Raw genomic sequence first — 16,459 nt, forward strand, 5'->3', positions numbered from 1 at the left:
GGTGACCAGGCCTGAGGCCTGTCGCTTACCCCTTCCGGCTCACCAGCACGATCCCGCAGGCCACGCCCACCAGCGCCAGCACCAGCTGTGTGGTCAGCGGCTCGCCCAGCAGCACCACGCCGAACACCAGCGCGAACAGCGGGGTGAGGAAGGTGAAGGTCGACATCTGCGTCGCGGGGTAGTGGCGCAGCATCCACATCCAGGCCAGGTAGCTGGCGAAGGCGCCGACGGCGGTCTGCAAAAACACCGAGCCCCAGGCCAGCGCGGAGTAGTCGAAGCCCCAGGTTTCACCCAGCGCCAGCGACAGCAGCGGGCAGACCGCGGCGGTCACGCTCAGCTGGTAGAAGAGCGATTTCTCGGCCTGGATGCTCGCGACCTTGGAGGTGCGGATGGCGATGGTGGTCAGGCCCCAGAACATGCCGGCGGCCAGGCCCATGGCGTCGCCTTTCCACTGGCCCGGTGCCGAGCCGTGCAGGAAGGCTTCGCTGAACGCCACGCCCACGGCCGCAAACGCGATGAACAGCCCGACCCACTGCAGGCCGCGCATCTTTTCGGTGGGCACGAAACGCGGCAGCAGCAGCGCGACCCAGAACGGGCTGGTGTAGAGGAACACGGTCAGGCGCGAGGCGCTGGTGTGCTGCAGGCCGAGGTAGATCAGGCAGAACTCGGCCGCGAACAGCAGACCGACCAGCAGTCCGCCCGGCAGTGATCCGTCGCGGGTGAAGAGCTTCACACCGCGGACCTGGCACCAGAGCCAGAGCAGGGCGGTGGCGCCCACCATGCGGACCGAGGCCTGCCACAGCGGCGGGATCTCGCGGCCGGCGAACTTGATCAGGATCTGCTGGAAACCCCAGAAGGCGCAGCAAGCCACGAGCAGGGTCATGGCGAAGGTGTCGAGGTGGTCTTTGCGTTGGACGGGGGTCATGAAGGAAAGGGTATCCGAGAGAAGCGCGCCAGAGCGCGCATGCGGTCACTGGCCCGATGCCAGACGCTGCAAGTGGCGCTTGAGTGCTTCGGCCTCACCGGCCGACCAGCGCGAGAGCAGGTTGGTTTCCTGTGCGCGCGCCTGTTCGATCAGCGCGGCGGCGATGCGCTGGCCGTTGGCGGTCGCCGCGACCAGGGTGCGGCGCTGGTCCGCCGGGTCGGCCAGCAAGGTGACCAGTCCGTCGTCGGCCATGCGCTGCACCAGCTTGGTCACGGTCGGTTGCTTGGCGAGCACGTCGCGCGCGAGCTGGCCCATGGGCAGACCGCCCTGAAGTCCGGTGGCAGCCGGCGCGAGCGCCGCGTCGTGCAGCACCGCGAGCACGCGCCAGGCGATGTGGGTCAGGCCCTGCGCGGCAATCGCGTTCTCGAAGTCGCGGTAGACCGCGTGGCTGGCCTGGCCGAGCAGGTAGCCCAGGTAGCTGCCGACGAAGCGGTTGTCGGGCGCCTGCGGCGCGCTGGGGTCGGCTTGCAGCGGGTGCTCGGTATAGAAGCGCCCGCCGTGGAACAGCAGGGGCGAGGCGGTGGGCCGGCGCGTGCAGCGCTCGACTTCGCCGACAAAGATGACGTGGTCGCCTTCGGTGTACTGGCTGCGGTTGAAGCACTCGAAGGTCGCGACGCAGCCCCGCAGCAGCGGTGCGCCGCCGGCGCCTTCGTCGAACTCGACGCCGGCCCAGCGGTCCACGCCGCGCGCGGCAAAGCGCTCGGCCAGCGCCTGCTGGTCGGCGGCCAGCACGTTGATGGCGTAGTGCCGGCCCTGGGTGAACACCGCCATCGAGCCGGCCGCCTTGCCCAGGCTCCACAGCACCAGCGGCGGATCGAGCGAGACCGAGTTGAAGGAGCTGGCCGTCAGCCCGACAGGTTCACCGCTGTCGTTGCGCGCGGTGACGATCGTGACCCCGGTCGCGAACATGCCCAGCGTCGCGCGGAAGTCGCGCGGCGAGAAATCGGGAGGGCGGGCCATGAGGCCGGCGGCACGGGATGGGGACATGGCTGCAATTTATATGAAATTTCATCAATAATGCGCTTCAGGCCGGTCTCACCCTCATGGGACAGGGTTTATCAACCGTCATTTCAGCGCACGTGCTTTCGTCAAGGATGCCGTGGAACCGGCTCTGCCGGGCCACTGGCATCGCCCCCCTGGGGGGTGACGCCGCAGGCGGCGCGGGGGGTACTTTCATGTTGCAGGAGCGGATCGAGCCCGCGTGGATCGACGCATTTGAAACGGTTCTCCGGCGCTGCGCATTGCAGCCACGGGACACGGTAGCCATTCTCGGTGAAACCCAGAGCCGGCCGGTACTGATCGAGCTCGCGCGGCTGGCGGCGGCCCGTCTGGGCGCGCGGCCTTACCAGCTGACGCTGCCGTCGGTGTTCGGCGCGGTGGGCGAGCCGGTGACGCGCTCGACCGGCGCCAGCCCTGCCATCCAGCAGCTCGGCCCGGTGATCGCGGCGCTGCAGGCCAGCACGCTGGTGATCGACTGCACGGTCGAAGGACTGATGCACGCGCCCGAGCTGCCGGCCATCCTGCAGGGCAACGGCACGACGCAGCCGCGCATCGTCTACGTGAGCAACGAGCACCCGGAGGCGCTGGCGCGGCTGCTGCCCGACGACGCGACCGAGGCGCGCGTGAAAGAGCATGTGAAGCGCCTGCGCGGCGCGAAGGCGATGCGCGTGACCTCGCCGGCCGGCACCGACCTGGGCATCTCGCTGCAGGGTGCGGTGGTCGGCGGCAACTGGGGCAGCACCACGCGCCCCGGCACGCTGACGCACTGGCCCGGTGGCATCGTGCTGGCCTTCCCGGCGGCCGGCAGCGTCAACGGCCGGCTGGTGCTGGCCGAGGGCGACGTGAATCTGACCTTCAAGCGCTACATCGAGCGGCCGATCACGCTGACCATCGCCAACGACTACGTGACCCACATCGACGGTGGTGGCGTCGACGCCGAGCTGCTGCGCTCCTACTTCGCGGCCTGGGGTGAGAAGGAGGCGTATGCCGTCTCGCATGTCGGCTACGGCCTCTGCGACGCCGCGCGCTGGGACAGCATGGCGCTGTACGACAAGCGCGACTTCAACGGCACCGAGCTGCGCGCCTTCGCGGGCAACTTCCTCTACAGCACGGGGGCCAACGAAACGGCGGGCCGCTACACCCGCGGCCACTTCGACTGGCCGATGCGCGACTGCACGGTGGCGCTCGATGGAACGGTCGTCGTCGACGCCGGAAAGGTGGTCTCTTGAACAGCATCCCTACCTTCACGACCCTGGGCACGGGTGAGACCGTGCTCATGCTGCACGGCATCGGCGGCGGGCATCTGGCTTTTGCGCCGCAGGTCGAGACCCTGGCCTCGATCGGCTACCGTGCGGTCGCCTGGGACATGCCCGGCTACGGCCACAGCGCGCCCATCGAGCCCTACACCTTCAAGGGCCTGGCGCAAAGCTGTGTGAACCTGATCGACGCGCTGCAATGCGAGAGCGTGGTCTTGGTCGGGCACAGCATGGGCGGCATGGTGGCGCAAGAAGTCATCGCGCGCCGACCCGACAAGGTCAGCAAACTCATGCTCTGCGGCACCTCGGCGGCCTTCGGCAAACGCAGCGACGGCAAGAGCGCCGAGACCTGGGCGCAGCAGTTCATCGCCCAGCGCACCGCGCCGCTCGACGCCGGCCAGACCATGGCCGACATGGCGGCGAAGCTGGTGCCGCAGATGGTTGGCCCCGGTTCGCTGCCCGAGGGCGTGCGGCTGGCCGAGCAGTGCATGGCGAGTGTGTCGGCCGCCACCTACCGGCGTGCGCTGGACTGCATCGTCAGCTTCGACCGCCAGGCCGCGCTGGCGCAGATCGGCGTGCCCACGCTGCTGGTCGGCGGCGAGTTCGACCGCGTGGCCTCGCCCGCGGTGATGAAGCAGATGGCGCAGCTCATTCCCAACGCTCGGTACGTCGAGATGCGCGGCGTCGGTCACCTGATGAACCTCGAAGCGCCCGACGAGTTCGACCGCATCCTGCTGGACTTCCTGCGCGAGCGGCCGCCCAAGCACCGCCCCGACCTGCACTGAACCCGCCTTGCACAACACACCCCAAAGAGGAGACACCCGCATGAGCACCCGCCCCGTCAACCCGGTCACTGGCCTGGACTTCACGCCCGCCGTGGGCGACATGCCCTTCACGCCGCTGCAGCGCGAGTGGCTCGCCAAGGCCCATGCGCTGGGTCGCGACAAGTTCGCGGCCCGCGCCGCGCGGTGGGACCAGGAAGCCAGCTTCCCGTTCGCCAACTACGACGACCTGCGCGAGCAGGGCTTCCTCAAGCTTTGCATTCCGGTCGAGTTCGGCGGCGCGGGCGCCGATTTTCCGACCTACATGATGGTCGCGGCCGAGATCGGGCGCTTCTGCGGCGCGACCGCGCTGACCTGGAACATGCACATCTGCTCGACCATGTGGACCGGCGTGCTGGCCGACGGCATTGCGATGACCGACGAGCAGCGCGCCGAGCACGCGGCGCGGCGCCAGATCCACTTCGCGCGCATCGTCCACGAAGGCAAGCTCTACGCTCAGCCCTTCAGCGAAGGCACGGCAGCGGCGGCCGGCCGCGCGCCCTTTGGCACCACGGCGAAGAAGGTGGTGCGCGATGGCCAGAGCGGCTGGCTCATCAACGGCCGCAAGATCTGGGCGAGCCTCTCGGGCGCGGCCGACTACTACGGCGTGCTCTGCACCGAAGACAAGGGCGACCACCACCCCGACGCGCGCGACACGCTCTACATCAGCGTGCCCGCGACGGCCGAGGGTTTCAGCATCAGCGGCGAGTGGGACCCGCTGGGCATGCGCGGCACGGTCAGCCGCAACCTGGCGTTCAAGGACGTGTTCGTCAGCGACGACGAACAGCTCATGCCGCGCGGCATCTACTTCAAGGGCGCGCAGACCTGGCCGGCCATGTTCTTCACCCTCTCGCCCACCTACCTGGGCCTGGCCAACGCGGTCTACGACTTCACCGTGCAGTACCTGCGCGGCGAGGTACCGGGCGAGCCGCCGATCAAGCGCCGCCAGTTCCCGACCAAGCAGATCACGGTGGCGCAGATGCGGCTGCAGCTCGAAGCCATGAAGAGCCTGTTCACCCGCGCCATCTTCGAGGCCAAGCCCAACCCGAGCAAGGACGAGAAGCTGCGCCTCTACGCCGCGCACTACGCCGTGATGGAAGGCGCCAACGACCTGGCGCGGCTGGGCATCCGCACCTGCGGCGGCCAGAGCATGCTCAAGCACCTGCCGCTGGAACGCCTCTACCGCGACAGCCGCTGCGGCGCGCTGATGCTGCCCTGGACGGCCGAGCTGATCCTGGACCGCATGGGCCGTGAAACCCTTTACGAACCGGGCGAAAAAGACGACTGAGCCAGCGACCGGGGCCGGCACCGGGAAACCCCTGAGACAGCGCATCCCTAGAATCGCGGGATGCGTTCTTCCGAACTTCTCCATGTGGCCCGCCGGGGCGCCCTGTGTCTGGGGCTCTCTCTGGCCGGTCTGCCGGCGCAGGCCGCCGACGCTCCTCCCGCGCTGATCCCGACCGCCGACGCGGCCACCTTGCGCGCGCCCGCGGCCCCCCTGGGCGAGCCCTGCGGCGAATTCGTCGCGCGGCTGCCCAACGTCAAGGCGCCCCTGTGCCAGGCGGCGCAGCTGGTGCCGACCGCGGGCAAGTCGGTCGAAGGCCGCACGCTGTTCGCGCGCGACGTGGTGGCCCCCGAGGCGCAGCTGAAGGTGCTGGTGCTGGGCGGCATCCACGGCGACGAGCTCTCGTCGTCGTCGGTGGTGCTGCACTGGATCCAGCGCGCCACCGAGATGCCGTCCAACGTGCACTGGCGCTTTCTGCCGGCGGTCAACCCCGATGGCCTGATGAAGCGCCCGGCCACCCGCGTGAACGCGCACGGCGTGGACCTCAACCGCAACTTCCCGACGCCCAACTGGGAGCGCGACGCCAAGGTCTACTGGGAGCAGCGCACGAAGAAAGACCCGCGCCGCTGGCCCGGCCCCAAGCCGCTGTCCGAGCCCGAGTCGCGCTTCGTGCTCGAAGAGATGGAGCGCTTCCACCCCGACCTGGTGGTGAGCATCCACGCCCCCTACGGCGTGCTCGACTTCGACGGGCCGACCGTGCCGCCGGCGCGGCTGGGGCGCCTGTACCTGGACCAGCTGGGCATCTTCCCCGGCAGCCTGGGCAACTACGGCGGCGTGCACAAGGGCACGCCGGTGGTCACGATCGAACTCAACAGCGCGATCCGCACGCCGCTGGACGCCGAGATGCGCCAGATGTGGCTGGACCTGAACCGCTGGATGGGCGAGCACCTCAAGCCGGCCAAGGACGGCGCCAAGGTCGTGCCGGTCAAGGCGAAGAAGGCCGGCTGAACGCCCGGCGTCGCGGATTCCCATGAGCACCTTCGATCCCGACGCCCTGGAGTGTCTGGCCGCCATCATCGAAGAGGGCGGTTTTGAACGCGCGGCGCAGCGCCTGTCGATCACGCAGTCGGCGGTGTCGCAGCGGCTGCGCGCGCTGGAGGCGCAGGTCGGCACGGTGCTGATCGTGCGCAGCCGCCCGCTCAAGCCCACGCCCGCGGGCCAGCTGATGCTCAAGCACGCCAAGATGATGCGGCTGCTGCGCGCGGACCTGGAAAACGAGCTGCGCGAGCTGGCACCGAGCGCGACCGGCGGCGGGCGCGAAGAAGACCGCATCTCGATTGCGATCAACGCCGACAGCATCGCCACCTGGGCCTTGCCGGCGCTGGGCGCGCTGGCGCGCCAGGGGCTGCCGGTGGAGATCATCACCGACGACCAGGAGTTCACCCACGAGTGGCTGCGCGAAGGCCAGGTGCTGGGCTGCGTGACCTCGCTCGGTCAGGCGCTGCGCGGCTGCAAGATGGAGCCGCTGGGCTGCATGGAATACGTGGTGGTGGCGCAGCAGGAGTTCGCGCGCAACCACTGCCCCAAGGGCCTGAACGCGCACAACTTCCACCAGCTGCCGTTCGTGGCCTTCAACCGCAAGGACCACCTGCAGCAGACCTTCGTCGAGCAGGCCTTCGACCTGCCGCGGGTCGGCCTCAAGCAGCTGTTCGTGCCCTCCTGCGAAGGCCAGGTGCGGGCGGTGCAGGCCGGCTGGGGCGTGAGCGTGCTGCCCGAGTTGCGGGTGCGCGACCTGCTGCAGAGCGGCGAGCTGGTGAACCTGGCGCCGCGCCACCGGCTGGGCGTGACGCTGTACTGGCACTGCTGGAACCTCAGTTCGGACGTGCTGGACGCGCTGACCGCGGCGCTGAGCGAGGCTGCCGCGCGCAACCTGCTGCCCTGCCGCCCACAAAAAACCCCGCCGAAGCGGGGTTCGAAGCGCAAAGACCCGGCGCCGGGCGTCACTTCGGCAGGATGACGCTGTCGATCACGTGGATCACGCCGTTGTCGGCGACGATGTCCGTCTTCACCACGTTCGCCGCGTCCACCTTCACGCCGCCGGCGGTCGAGACGGTGATCTCGCTGCCCTGAACGGTCTTGACCTTGCCGGCCTTGACGTCGGCGGCCATCACCTTGCCGGGCACCACGTGGTAGGTCAGCACGGCGGTCAGCTTGGCCTTGTCCTTCAGCAGCGCATCGAGATCGGCCTTGGGCACCTTGGCGAAGGCTTCGTCGGTCGGCGCGAACACGGTGAACGGGCCCTTGCCCTTGAGCGTGTCGACCAGTCCGGCGGCCTGCAGCGCGGTGGCCAGGGTCTTGAACGAGCCGGCCGCGACGGCGGTGTCGACGATGTCCTTGGCGTGGGCGGAACCCAGCGAGGCCAGGGCGATGGCGGCGGCAATCAGGGACTTCTTCATGGCTAACTCCTTGGAGGGTGGAACACAGGGGTTGGACAACGGCAACGATGTCGGAGCGGATGTTAGCCTTAAAAGATCAAAAAGTGACTGATAAGTATATTTGGTATACCAATTGGTATGGTTATCAACTTTTCCGTCCATATGCGGCACAATGAAAGGGCTACGCAAAGATCTTCCATGTCCACCGCTGTTTCATCCCCTACCCCCCGCACCCTCCCCAAGCGCAGTTTTCGCGAACAGATGCATCTGGCGCGCGAGGATGCGATCGTCTCGGCGGTGAACCGCCTGCTGGCCGAGAAAGGCTTCGAGGCCATGACGGTGGACGAGGTCGCGGCCGAGGTCGGCATCGCCAAGGCCAGCCTCTACAAGCACTTCCCGAGCAAGGAAGACCTGGCGGCGGCGGCGATGGTCAAGGTGATGAACCGGGCGCGTGCCTTCCTGGACACGCTGGACCCGAAAGCGCCGCCGCTGGAACTGCTGCGCCAGGTCGCGCGCTGGACCATGGAAGTGCAGCTGGCGGGCGAAATGCCTTCGCTGCCGAGCGAGAACTCCAGCCTGCGGGCATCGCTGACGACCAACAAGGCCTATGTGGATGGCCTGATGGACGTGAGCGAGCGGCTGGGGGGATGGATCGAGGCGGGGCAGAAGGAGGGCAGCATCAACCCGGCGCTGCCGCCGATCGCGGTGCTCTACACCCTCTACGCCCGGGCCTGTGACCCGGTGCTGGGCTTCCTCAAGGGGTCCGGCCTGTACAGCGACGGCCAGATTGTCGACATGGTGCTGAGCACCTGCTTCGACGGCCTGCGCCAGCGCTGAGCTGGCGCAGCGGTGTCAGCGCACCAGCAGCACCGGCACCTTGCAGTGCGCCAGCACCTGCGTGGCGACCGAGCCCATCACCAGGTTGCCCAGGGCGCCGTGGCCGTGTGAGCCCATCATGACCAGGTCGAAGTCACCGGCGTTGGCCTGCTTGGCGATCAGTTCGCCCGGCGCGCCGGTCTTGTGCACCACCTGGGCGTCGATGCCGTGGCGCTTGAGGAACTTGACCACCGGGGCGGTGACCTTTTCCGACTCTTCGGCGTAGTAGCTGTTGACCACCTGCGCACCGACGGCGGCGCGGGCCCGGGGAGGCAGCGGCATCTGCACGGTGAAGAGGGTGAACTGATTGCTGGCGCTGAAGACCTCCAGGTGGGTGGTCAGGTAGGCGAGCATTTTCTTGGTGTATGCGCTGCCGTCCACAGCGAGCAGGATCTTCATGGTGTCTCTCCGTCATGGTGCCCGTGTCCGGGCGGATTGCATCAGTGTACGCGCGGGGTCCGGGGCTTCCCCTATGGGATTTCCACATGCACCGTCAGCGTGGGCCTGAAGCCTGCCTGCTCGTCCTTGCGGGCGTAGCCCAGCGGGTTGGCGACGATGCGGCAGCGGCCGACGCGCAGGTCGGTCGGGCAGTGCAGATGGCCGTGCAGCCAGAGGTCGGCGTGCGGCAGCAGATCGTCCAGCGCGTTGCAGAAACCGGCGGTGCCGGGCGTGAGTCCGTAGCGCGGATCGGCGCTGTGCAGCGTGGGCGCGAAGTGCGTGACCACGACCGTCGGCCCGGCCTGGGACCTGGAGAGTTCGGCCCGCAGCCAGTCCTGGCATTCGAGCGCCAGTTCGCGCATCGCGGCCGCATCGAACAGCGCGCCGTGGCGCTGGCCGGCCATCTTGTGCAGGTAGAAGTTGGCGGCGCGGAAGGCCTTCTCGCGCAGGCGCAGGCGCTCGGTTTCCGTGGCCTGAATGGGCGCGAGCGCGTCGTAGTCGCTCCAGAGCGTGGTGCCGACAAAACGCACACCATCGATCCGCAGCGTCTCGCGTTCGAGCCAGGCGATGCCCAGCCGGTCGCAGGCGCGGCGCAGACCCCCGTGCGCCTCGTCCCAGTCCAGGTTGTCGTACTCGTGGTTGCCTGGCACGAACAGCACGGGCACCGGCCAGCCGCCGTATTGCGGCAGCGGCGAAAAGCGCTGCAGGCCCCAGTCCGGCTCGTCCATCGCGCTGCCGTCGCGCCGCGTCTGGTACGAACCGACGTCACCGGCCAGCACCAGCAGGTCCGCCCCGGGCGCGGGCGCCGCGGCAAAGGTCGGGTCGGCCTCCAGGTGCAGATCGCTGAGCAGTTGCAGGTTCATGCGGCGATTGTCGCGCCCGGATCGCCGAACCCGTGCTGCGCCGCCCGTTCCACCGCCCGCCGCAGCCAGCGGTGCGCGCCGCTGTGCTCCGACTGGCGGTGCCACAGCGCGTCGACGTGCACCGCGGGCACCGGCAGCGGCAGTTCGCGCAGCGTCAGCGCCGACTCGATGCCGGTGACTTCGACAAAGTGGCGCGGCAGCACCGTCAGCAGATCGGTGCTCGCGACCACCCGGCCGGCGGTGAAGAACTGGTTGACCGTGATGACGATGCGGCGCTGGCGCGACAGGGCCGACAGGGCCTCGTCGACGAAACCGAAGGGGCGGCCCGAGAAGCTCACCAGCAGGTGGCGTGCGGCGCAGTAGGCGTCCAGCGTGAGCGGCTTCCTGGCCAGGGGATGGTGGCGCCGCATCACGACCACGTACTCGCCGTCGTAGAGCCGCTGGTGCTGGAAGCGCGGGTTGTGTTCCTGCAGGTGGATGGCGGTCAGCTCGGCCAGCACGCCCGGGAAGTGGCCGATCGCCAGGTCGGCCGAGCCCGACTCCAGCAGGTCGCGCGGGTCGCGCGTGGTCAGCGGCACGATGCGCAGGTTCACACCCGGTGCCTCTTTTTCCAGCAGGTCGACCAGGCCGGGCACCAGCTTGGCGGCGGTGGCGTCGGCCATGGCCAGCACGAAGGCCTTGGCGGCCGTGGCCGGCTCGAAGTCGGCCGGCGAGAGCGATTCGCGCAACTGGGCCAGCGCGTCCCGCACCGTCGGCCACAGCGCCAGCGCCGCCGGCGTGGCCTCGACGCCGTAGCCCGAACGCCGCACCAGTTCGTCGCCCAGGCTCTCGCGCAGGCGCTTGAGCGCGTTGCTCACCGCAGGCTGCGTCATGGCCAGGTTGTGGGCCGCGCGCGTGAGGTTGCGCTCGGTCATGACCTCGTCGAACACCCGCAGCAGGTTCAAGTCCAGCGTGCGGAAGTTGGTCTCATTCATCATCAGCGTGAATGTAATGCATCACAAAAATAAATTGGCATGACATCGGGGTTAACCCTAGTATTCGTCTGTCCAAAAGACTGTTTCTCCAAAGGAGTTCGCCATGAGCACCGTCTTCTCTCCCTCTCCCTCTTCGGTGGGCATCGGTTCCGCCCCCGCCGAACGCGGCGTCTACCGCGCCCGTCGCCGTTTCGACGGCTCTCGCGGCCTGGCCGCCATGCTGCTGGCGGCCGCCGTGTCCGCCCTCGTCGTGCTGGCCGATCAGATGATCAGCACCTGGGCCGATGGCCACCTGTTCCTCGGCTGGGTCGCCCTCTGGGTCGTGATCTTTGCCGGCTCGGCCCTGTTCGCTGGCACCGCCCGCCGCATGGCCCAGGCCACGCTGCGTTCGCTGGACAGCTGGTCCAAGTCCATGGCCGAAGCCCGCGCCGAGGCCCGCCTCTGGGACCTGGCCCGCACCGACCCGCGCCTCAAGGCCGAGCTGATGCTGGCCCGTGACCGCGAAGCCGCCCTGGTGGAAGCCCAGGAGGTACCCGCTGCCGCCGACGACTATTCGCAGGCGCTGGCCCCGCTGGGCCTGGACACCGGGTTTGCCTCGCCGCTCCGCCGCTGGGCGCAGATCGAAGTGCGCCGTCAGATGGGCTACCTGCCCTACCTCTGAACCGCCCACCACCAGGAGCACGCCATGAGCCTGATTGCCTATCTTCACCGCTGTGCCCGGATCTGGCGCGAGCTGTTCGGCCCGTCGCACACCGTGTCCGACGGAAGCGACGACCGCGGCTGGGGCCAGTTCCCCGAGCGCCTGGCCGATGGTCGCGGCACCCACACGCACCTGAACCACCTGTGACCCGTTGAGCGTCGGGGCAAAGAAGTCTGCCCGGCACCGCCCAATAAAAAAGCCCTCCGGCGAACCGGAGGGCTTTTTCTTTGTGGGCCGGTCTCGGTCAGACGGCGGCCAGGCGCTTCTCCAGATCGGCCTTGGTGGCCACCAGCTCCTTGGGGAGGTGGTAGGCCAGCTGTTCGAAGTGGGCATCGTGCAGCTTGAGCTCTTCGGCCCAGGCGGCCTTGTCGATGCTGGTCACGGTCTTGAACTGCTCGGCGCTGAAGCTCAGGCCGTTCCAGTTGATCTCAGCGTAGGCCGGGGCGGTGCCGAACATGGTCTGCTCGCCCTGGGCCTTGCCTTCGATGCGGTCGATCATCCACTTGAGCACGCGCATGTTGTCGCCGTAGCCCGGCCAGACGAACTTGCCGTCGGCGTCCTTGCGGAACCAGTTGACGCAGAACATCTTGGGCGTCTGGCCGCCGGCGGCGCCCGCGACCTTCTGGCCGACGTTGAGCCAGTGCTGGAAGTAGTCGGCCATGTTGTAGCCGCAGAACGGCAGCATGGCGAACGGATCGCGGCGCACCACGCCCTGGGCGCCGAAGGCGGCGGCGGTGGTTTCGGAACCCATGGTGGCGGCCATGTAGACGCCTTCGGTCCAGCTGCGGGCTTCGGTCACCAGCGGCACGGTGGTCGAGCGGCGGCCGCCGAACAGGAAGGCGTCGATCGCCACGCCAGCCGGATCGTCCCACTGCGGGTCCAGCGCCGGGTTGTTGGTGGCGGCGACGGTGAAGCGCGAGTTCGGGTGGGCGGCCTTGGTGCCCTTTTCCTTGGCAATCGCCGGGGTCCAGTCGTTGCCCTGCCAGTCGATCAGGTGATCGGGCACGCCGCCGCCGTCTTTCTCCATGCCTTCCCACCACACGTCGCCGTCGTCGGTCAGTGCGACGTTGGTGAAGATCACGTCCTTGTGCAGCGAACGCATGCAGTTCGGGTTGGTGTGCATGTTGGTGCCGGGGGCGACGCCGAAATAACCCGCTTCGGGGTTGATCGCCAGCATCTTGCCGTCGGCCTGGGGCTTGACCCAGGCGATGTCGTCACCGATGGTGGTGACCTTCCAGCCGGGGAACGCGCTTTCGGGCGGCACCAGCATGGAGAAGTTGGTCTTGCCGCAGGCGCTGGGGAAAGCGGCGGCGACGTGGTACTTCTTGCCCTCGGGGTTGGTCACGCCCAGGATCAGCATGTGCTCGGCCAGCCAGCCCTGCTCGCGGCCCATGTTGGAGGCGATGCGCAGCGCGAAGCACTTCTTGCCCAGCAGCGCGTTGCCGCCGTAGCCCGAGCCGTAGGACCAGATCTCGCGCGTTTCGGGGAAATGCACGATGTACTTGGTGGTCGGGTTGCAGGGCCAGGCGGTGGTGTCCTTTTCGCCGGCGGCCAGGGGCGCGCCCACGGTGTGCATGCAGGGCACGAAGTCGCCGCTGTCGCCCAGCACGTCGTACACGGCCTTGCCCATGCGGGTCATCAGCTTCTGGTTCACGGCCACGTAGGCGCTGTCGGTCAGCTCGATGCCGATGTGGGCGATGTGCGAACCCAACGGGCCCATCGAGAACGGCACCACGTACATGGTGCGGCCCTTCATGCAGCCGTCGAACAGCGGGTTCAGCGTCTGGCGCATCTCGGCCGGGGCCATCCAGTTGTTGGTCGGGCCGGCATCTTCCTTCTTGGCCGAGCAGATGTAGGTGCGGTCTTCCACACGGGCCACGTCCGACGGGTCGGTCCAGGCCAGGAAGGAGCCCGGGCGCTTGGCCGGGTTCAGTTTCTTGAAGGTGCCGGCGTCGACCAGTTCCTGGCACAGGCGGTCGTATTCGGCCTGGCTGCCGTCGCACCAGTACACGTTGTCGGGCTTGCACAGGGCCACCATGTCGGCCACCCAGGCGATCAGGCGGGCGTGTTTGACGTAGGCGGGGGTGTTGAGGTTCAGGCCCTGCATCACGGGAGAGTTCATCGAAAAGGCTCCGGTAGTTTTGAAAACGGCGGGCTCAAGAGACACCGACAGCCGCGGGCCACGTGGAATGGGCGGGCGGCTGAAATTCCCTTGGGCAAAAGGGCGGTCGGCGCTCGAGGCTGCAAGGCGGTTGCCGTGCGGCGAGGCAGCCAGGAAGGGGGCGGGTGATCCCGGGTCCTGGCCCGTGTGTCGGCCAATCTGCCAATTTTAAAAAAGAAGGGTGGTCAGTTACCGGCAAGTTACATGCAAGACTTGCATAACCTGATGCCGACATTCCGGTTTCCGGCCCGTGACCGGGGCGCTAGAGTCGCGGCATGGAACCCCAACTGACCCTGGCACCACACCTGGCGCCCCTGCTGGACGAGTTGCGCACGCTGGAAGACCTGTTCCACGCGGCCTATCCCGACGCCACGCCGGCCGACTTCGACCGGCTGGTCGATCCCGGGTTCTGGGAGGTCGGCGCGACCGGACGCCCCTACAGCCGGGCCTTTGCGCGCCAGGTGCTGGCCGATCGCCACGGCCGGCCCGACCCGGCGACCTGGGTCACCGACGATTACCACCTGCAGGAAGCCGGGCCGGGTGTCTACCTGCTGACCTACCGCCTGCGCCAGCCCAGCCGGGTGACCCGCCGCCTGACGGTCTGGCGCCGCGATGGCCAGCGCTGGCAGGCCGTTTACCACCAGGGTACGGTGGTCAGCATCTGAACGAGGGACGAAAAAAAGCCGCCCGGAGGCGGCTTTCGCGGGAGTGCTGTCCGGGCCTCAGGCCATGAACACGGCGATGAAGGCCAGCAGGAAGATCAGCACGCCGCCGGCCACGGGCAGCACCACGGGCATGTACGGAACGATGGACTCGACCACGTCCTGGGGCTGGTCGGCGTGGTCGTCGTGATGGGCGTGGGCCATGGAAAGTCTCCGGATTGAGATAAATCAATGGTCATTCTACGGTGCCCGTGTGGACCGGCATACCGGGGCAGACCCCAAGCCCGGCCTCAGAGCAGGGCATAGGTGGTGCTGGCGCGGCAGACGCTCTTGCCGTCGTCGGCGCCCGCGATGTCGATCTCGCCGAACACCAGGTTCTTGCCCGCCCGCACCACCCGCGCCGTGACCAGCGCGTCCTGGTTCGACAACGGCTTGAGGAAGCTGCTGTTCTGCTGCACCGTGGTCATGGGACGCTGCGTGCCCAGGCGGGTCACGATGGCCAGCACCATGGCGGTGTCGGCCGCGGCCATCAGGGCCTGGCCGCAGACCATGCCGCCGATGCGGGCCAGCTGGTCGTTCTGCGGCAAGCGCAGCACGACCTCGTCGGTCTGGAAGCGCTCCACGCGCAGGCCCAGGGCCTGCACCCAGGGCGCGAACCAGTCGGACAGGCAGGCCTGCAGCCGCTCGGTGGTGAGGAGGTCGGGAGCGTTCATGGCGTTACATCAGCTGGGCGTCGAAGCCGGCGGCCTGCAGGGCGTCGATCACCTGTTGCACGTGTTCGCGGCCGCGCGTCTGCAGCACCAGCTCGATCGCCACGTTCTGCGCCGCCAGCAGGGTGAAGGCGCGCTGGTGGTGCACCTCGTCGATGTTGGCGCCGGCCTCGGCGACCACGGCCGTGATGCGCGCCAGGTTGCCCGGCACGTCGCGCGCGCTGACCTGCACGCGCGCCAGCCGGCCGGCGCGCACCATGCCGCGCTCGATGATCGAGGCCAGCAGCATCGGATCGATGTTGCCGCCGCACAGCACCAGGCCGACGTTGCGGCCGGCGAACGGCGCCGGGTGCTTGAGCAGCGCGGCCAGGCCGGCAGCGCCCGCGCCCTCGACCAGGGTCTTCTCGATTTCCAGCAGCATCACGATCGCCTGCTCGATGTCGCCCTCGTCGACCAGCAGCAGGTCGTCGACCTTGTCACGAATGATCGCCTGGGTGATGACGCCCGGCGTGCCGACCGCGATGCCCTCGGCGATGGTGCTGCTGCCCTGCGGCAGGTGGGTGCCCTTGACGGCGTTGTACATGGCCGGGAAGCGCTCGGTCTGCACGCCGACGATGCGGATGTCCGGCCGGATCGCGCGCGCCGCGGTCGCCATGCCGGCGATCAGGCCGCCGCCGCCGATGGCGATCACCAGCGTGTCGATCTCGGGCTGCGCCTGCAGCATTTCCAGCGCCACCGTGCCCTGGCCGGCGACGATGGCTTCGTCGTCGTAGGGGTGCACGAACACCAGGCCCTGCTGCTCGGCCAGTGCGTAGGCGTGGGCGCGGGACTCTTCGAGCGTGTCGCCGTGCAGCACGACCTCGGCGCCGAAGCCGCGCGTGCGCTCGACCTTCACGCCGGGCGTGAAGCGCGGCATCACGATCACCGCCCGGATGCCCAGGCGCTGCGCGTGGTAGGCCACACCCTGCGCATGGTTGCCGGCGCTCATGGCTACCACGCCGCGCGAGCGCTCTTCGGTGGAGAGTTGTGAGAGCTTGTTGCAGGCGCCGCGCTCCTTGAACGAAGCGGTGTACTGCAGGTTCTCGAACTTGAGGAACACCCGGCAGCCGGTGAGCTGCGAGAGCGTGCGCGATTCCACGCAGGGGGTGTCCAGCACCTGGCCGCTGAGGCGGGCGGCGGCCGCGTCGATGTCTCTTTTTTCCAGCATCGGGCGATTGTGCGGCCGGACGATTGTCACAAGTGAGCGGGAAAGGCCCCATACCTCGCTGGATCACGCTGGATCACGCTCTTCCAT

General features: G+C 68.4%; 19 protein-coding genes and 1 pseudogene. 9 read left to right on the plus strand and 11 right to left on the minus strand.

The window, feature by feature from the left end; genetic code table 11:
• Window positions 1-25 precede the first annotated feature (25 nt).
• From ACS5NL_RS14005 to ACS5NL_RS14015, 3 genes and pseudogenes are all read right to left on the minus strand, one after another.
• Window positions 26-925 (minus strand): DMT family transporter, encoded by a 900-nt coding sequence (locus ACS5NL_RS14005; RefSeq protein ID WP_439354475.1) that lies wholly within the window; start codon window positions 923-925, stop codon window positions 26-28.
• 45 nt (window positions 926-970) lie between these two features.
• Window positions 971-1,456 carry a MarR family winged helix-turn-helix transcriptional regulator gene (locus ACS5NL_RS14010; protein WP_500684332.1) on the minus strand — a complete coding sequence of 162 codons (486 nt, stop codon included), beginning with the start codon at window positions 1,454-1,456 and terminating at the stop codon, window positions 971-973.
• Window positions 1,454-1,972 (minus strand): annotated as a pseudogene (locus tag ACS5NL_RS14015) (flavin reductase family protein); the annotation flags it as partial. The pseudogene ACS5NL_RS14015 and the gene ACS5NL_RS14010, both read right to left, overlap by 3 nt.
• Window positions 1,973-2,160: 188 nt before the next feature.
• On the opposite strand from ACS5NL_RS14015, the gene ACS5NL_RS14020 reads away from it, so the two are divergent.
• From ACS5NL_RS14020 to ACS5NL_RS14040, 5 genes are read left to right on the plus strand one after another with little or no spacing between them, the layout of a single operon-like run.
• Entirely contained in the window at window positions 2,161-3,213 is a 1,053-nt protein-coding gene (locus ACS5NL_RS14020; protein ID WP_439354476.1) for a 2,5-dihydroxypyridine 5,6-dioxygenase NicX family protein, read from the plus strand.
• Window positions 3,210-4,025 carry an alpha/beta fold hydrolase gene (locus ACS5NL_RS14025; protein ID WP_439354477.1) on the plus strand — a complete coding sequence of 272 codons (816 nt, stop codon included), beginning with the start codon at window positions 3,210-3,212 and terminating at the stop codon, window positions 4,023-4,025. Before ACS5NL_RS14020 ends, ACS5NL_RS14025 begins: the two co-directional genes overlap by 4 nt.
• A gap of 40 nt (window positions 4,026-4,065) precedes the next feature.
• Window positions 4,066-5,349 carry an acyl-CoA dehydrogenase family protein gene (locus tag ACS5NL_RS14030; RefSeq protein ID WP_439354478.1) on the plus strand — a complete coding sequence of 428 codons (1,284 nt, stop codon included), beginning with the start codon at window positions 4,066-4,068 and terminating at the stop codon, window positions 5,347-5,349.
• A gap of 60 nt (window positions 5,350-5,409) precedes the next feature.
• Window positions 5,410-6,354 (plus strand): M14 family zinc carboxypeptidase, encoded by a 945-nt coding sequence (locus tag ACS5NL_RS14035; RefSeq protein ID WP_439354479.1) that lies wholly within the window; start codon window positions 5,410-5,412, stop codon window positions 6,352-6,354.
• A 22-nt stretch (window positions 6,355-6,376) separates the two neighbouring features.
• Window positions 6,377-7,363, plus strand: a complete 987-nt coding sequence (locus ACS5NL_RS14040; protein WP_439354480.1) for a LysR family transcriptional regulator ArgP — start codon at window positions 6,377-6,379, stop codon at window positions 7,361-7,363.
• Here ACS5NL_RS14040 and ACS5NL_RS14045 read toward each other — a convergent pair.
• Entirely contained in the window at window positions 7,347-7,802 is a 456-nt protein-coding gene (locus ACS5NL_RS14045; RefSeq protein WP_439354481.1) for a fasciclin domain-containing protein, read from the minus strand. The two genes, ACS5NL_RS14040 and ACS5NL_RS14045, sit on opposite strands and share 17 nt — an antisense overlap.
• Window positions 7,803-7,979: 177 nt before the next feature.
• Here ACS5NL_RS14045 and ACS5NL_RS14050 point away from each other — a divergent pair, with 177 nt between their 5' ends.
• Entirely contained in the window at window positions 7,980-8,618 is a 639-nt protein-coding gene (locus tag ACS5NL_RS14050) for a TetR/AcrR family transcriptional regulator (RefSeq protein WP_439354482.1), read from the plus strand.
• Window positions 8,619-8,633: 15 nt separating this feature from the next.
• On the opposite strand, the gene ACS5NL_RS14055 is transcribed toward ACS5NL_RS14050, so the two are convergent.
• The 3 genes from ACS5NL_RS14055 to ACS5NL_RS14065 all read right to left on the minus strand — a co-directional run bounded on the left by ACS5NL_RS14055 (window position 8,634) and on the right by ACS5NL_RS14065 (window position 10,932).
• Window positions 8,634-9,056, minus strand: a complete 423-nt coding sequence (locus ACS5NL_RS14055) for a universal stress protein (RefSeq protein WP_439354483.1) — start codon at window positions 9,054-9,056, stop codon at window positions 8,634-8,636.
• A gap of 71 nt (window positions 9,057-9,127) precedes the next feature.
• Window positions 9,128-9,958 (minus strand): metallophosphoesterase, encoded by an 831-nt coding sequence (locus ACS5NL_RS14060; protein WP_439354484.1) that lies wholly within the window; start codon window positions 9,956-9,958, stop codon window positions 9,128-9,130.
• Entirely contained in the window at window positions 9,955-10,932 is a 978-nt protein-coding gene (locus tag ACS5NL_RS14065; protein ID WP_439354485.1) for a LysR family transcriptional regulator, read from the minus strand. Before ACS5NL_RS14065 ends, ACS5NL_RS14060 begins: the two co-directional genes overlap by 4 nt.
• Window positions 10,933-11,035: 103 nt before the next feature.
• On the opposite strand from ACS5NL_RS14065, the gene ACS5NL_RS14070 reads away from it, so the two are divergent.
• Both ACS5NL_RS14070 and ACS5NL_RS14075 read left to right on the plus strand, forming a co-directional pair.
• A complete protein-coding gene (locus tag ACS5NL_RS14070) occupies window positions 11,036-11,593 on the plus strand; it encodes a hypothetical protein (protein ID WP_439354486.1) in 558 nt (185 codons plus the stop codon).
• Window positions 11,594-11,617: 24 nt separating this feature from the next.
• Window positions 11,618-11,779 (plus strand): hypothetical protein, encoded by a 162-nt coding sequence (locus tag ACS5NL_RS14075; RefSeq protein ID WP_439354487.1) that lies wholly within the window; start codon window positions 11,618-11,620, stop codon window positions 11,777-11,779.
• 97 nt (window positions 11,780-11,876) lie between these two features.
• Here ACS5NL_RS14075 and ACS5NL_RS14080 read toward each other — a convergent pair whose 3' ends face one another.
• Entirely contained in the window at window positions 11,877-13,754 is a 1,878-nt protein-coding gene (locus ACS5NL_RS14080) for a phosphoenolpyruvate carboxykinase (GTP) (protein ID WP_439354488.1), read from the minus strand.
• Window positions 13,755-14,068: 314 nt separating this feature from the next.
• Here ACS5NL_RS14080 and ACS5NL_RS14085 point away from each other — a divergent pair, with 314 nt between their 5' ends.
• On the plus strand, window positions 14,069-14,458 hold the full coding sequence (locus ACS5NL_RS14085; protein WP_439354489.1) for a nuclear transport factor 2 family protein: 390 nt from the start codon (window positions 14,069-14,071) through the stop codon (window positions 14,456-14,458).
• 57 nt (window positions 14,459-14,515) lie between these two features.
• On the opposite strand, the gene ACS5NL_RS14090 is transcribed toward ACS5NL_RS14085, so the two are convergent.
• The 3 genes from ACS5NL_RS14090 to ACS5NL_RS14100 all read right to left on the minus strand — a co-directional run bounded on the left by ACS5NL_RS14090 (window position 14,516) and on the right by ACS5NL_RS14100 (window position 16,372).
• Window positions 14,516-14,659, minus strand: a complete 144-nt coding sequence (locus ACS5NL_RS14090) for a hypothetical protein (protein ID WP_411366751.1) — start codon at window positions 14,657-14,659, stop codon at window positions 14,516-14,518.
• An 86-nt stretch (window positions 14,660-14,745) separates the two neighbouring features.
• Window positions 14,746-15,168: a PaaI family thioesterase gene (locus ACS5NL_RS14095; protein ID WP_439354490.1), complete on the minus strand. Its 423-nt coding sequence runs from the start codon at window positions 15,166-15,168 to the stop codon at window positions 14,746-14,748.
• A 4-nt stretch (window positions 15,169-15,172) separates the two neighbouring features.
• Window positions 15,173-16,372, minus strand: a complete 1,200-nt coding sequence (locus ACS5NL_RS14100) for a threonine ammonia-lyase (protein ID WP_439354491.1) — start codon at window positions 16,370-16,372, stop codon at window positions 15,173-15,175.
• Window positions 16,373-16,459 lie beyond the last annotated feature (87 nt).

Origin of the sequence: Hydrogenophaga sedimenti (assembly GCF_051857515.1) — a bacterium.
Classification (GTDB): Bacteria; Pseudomonadota; Gammaproteobacteria; order Burkholderiales; family Burkholderiaceae_C; genus Hydrogenophaga.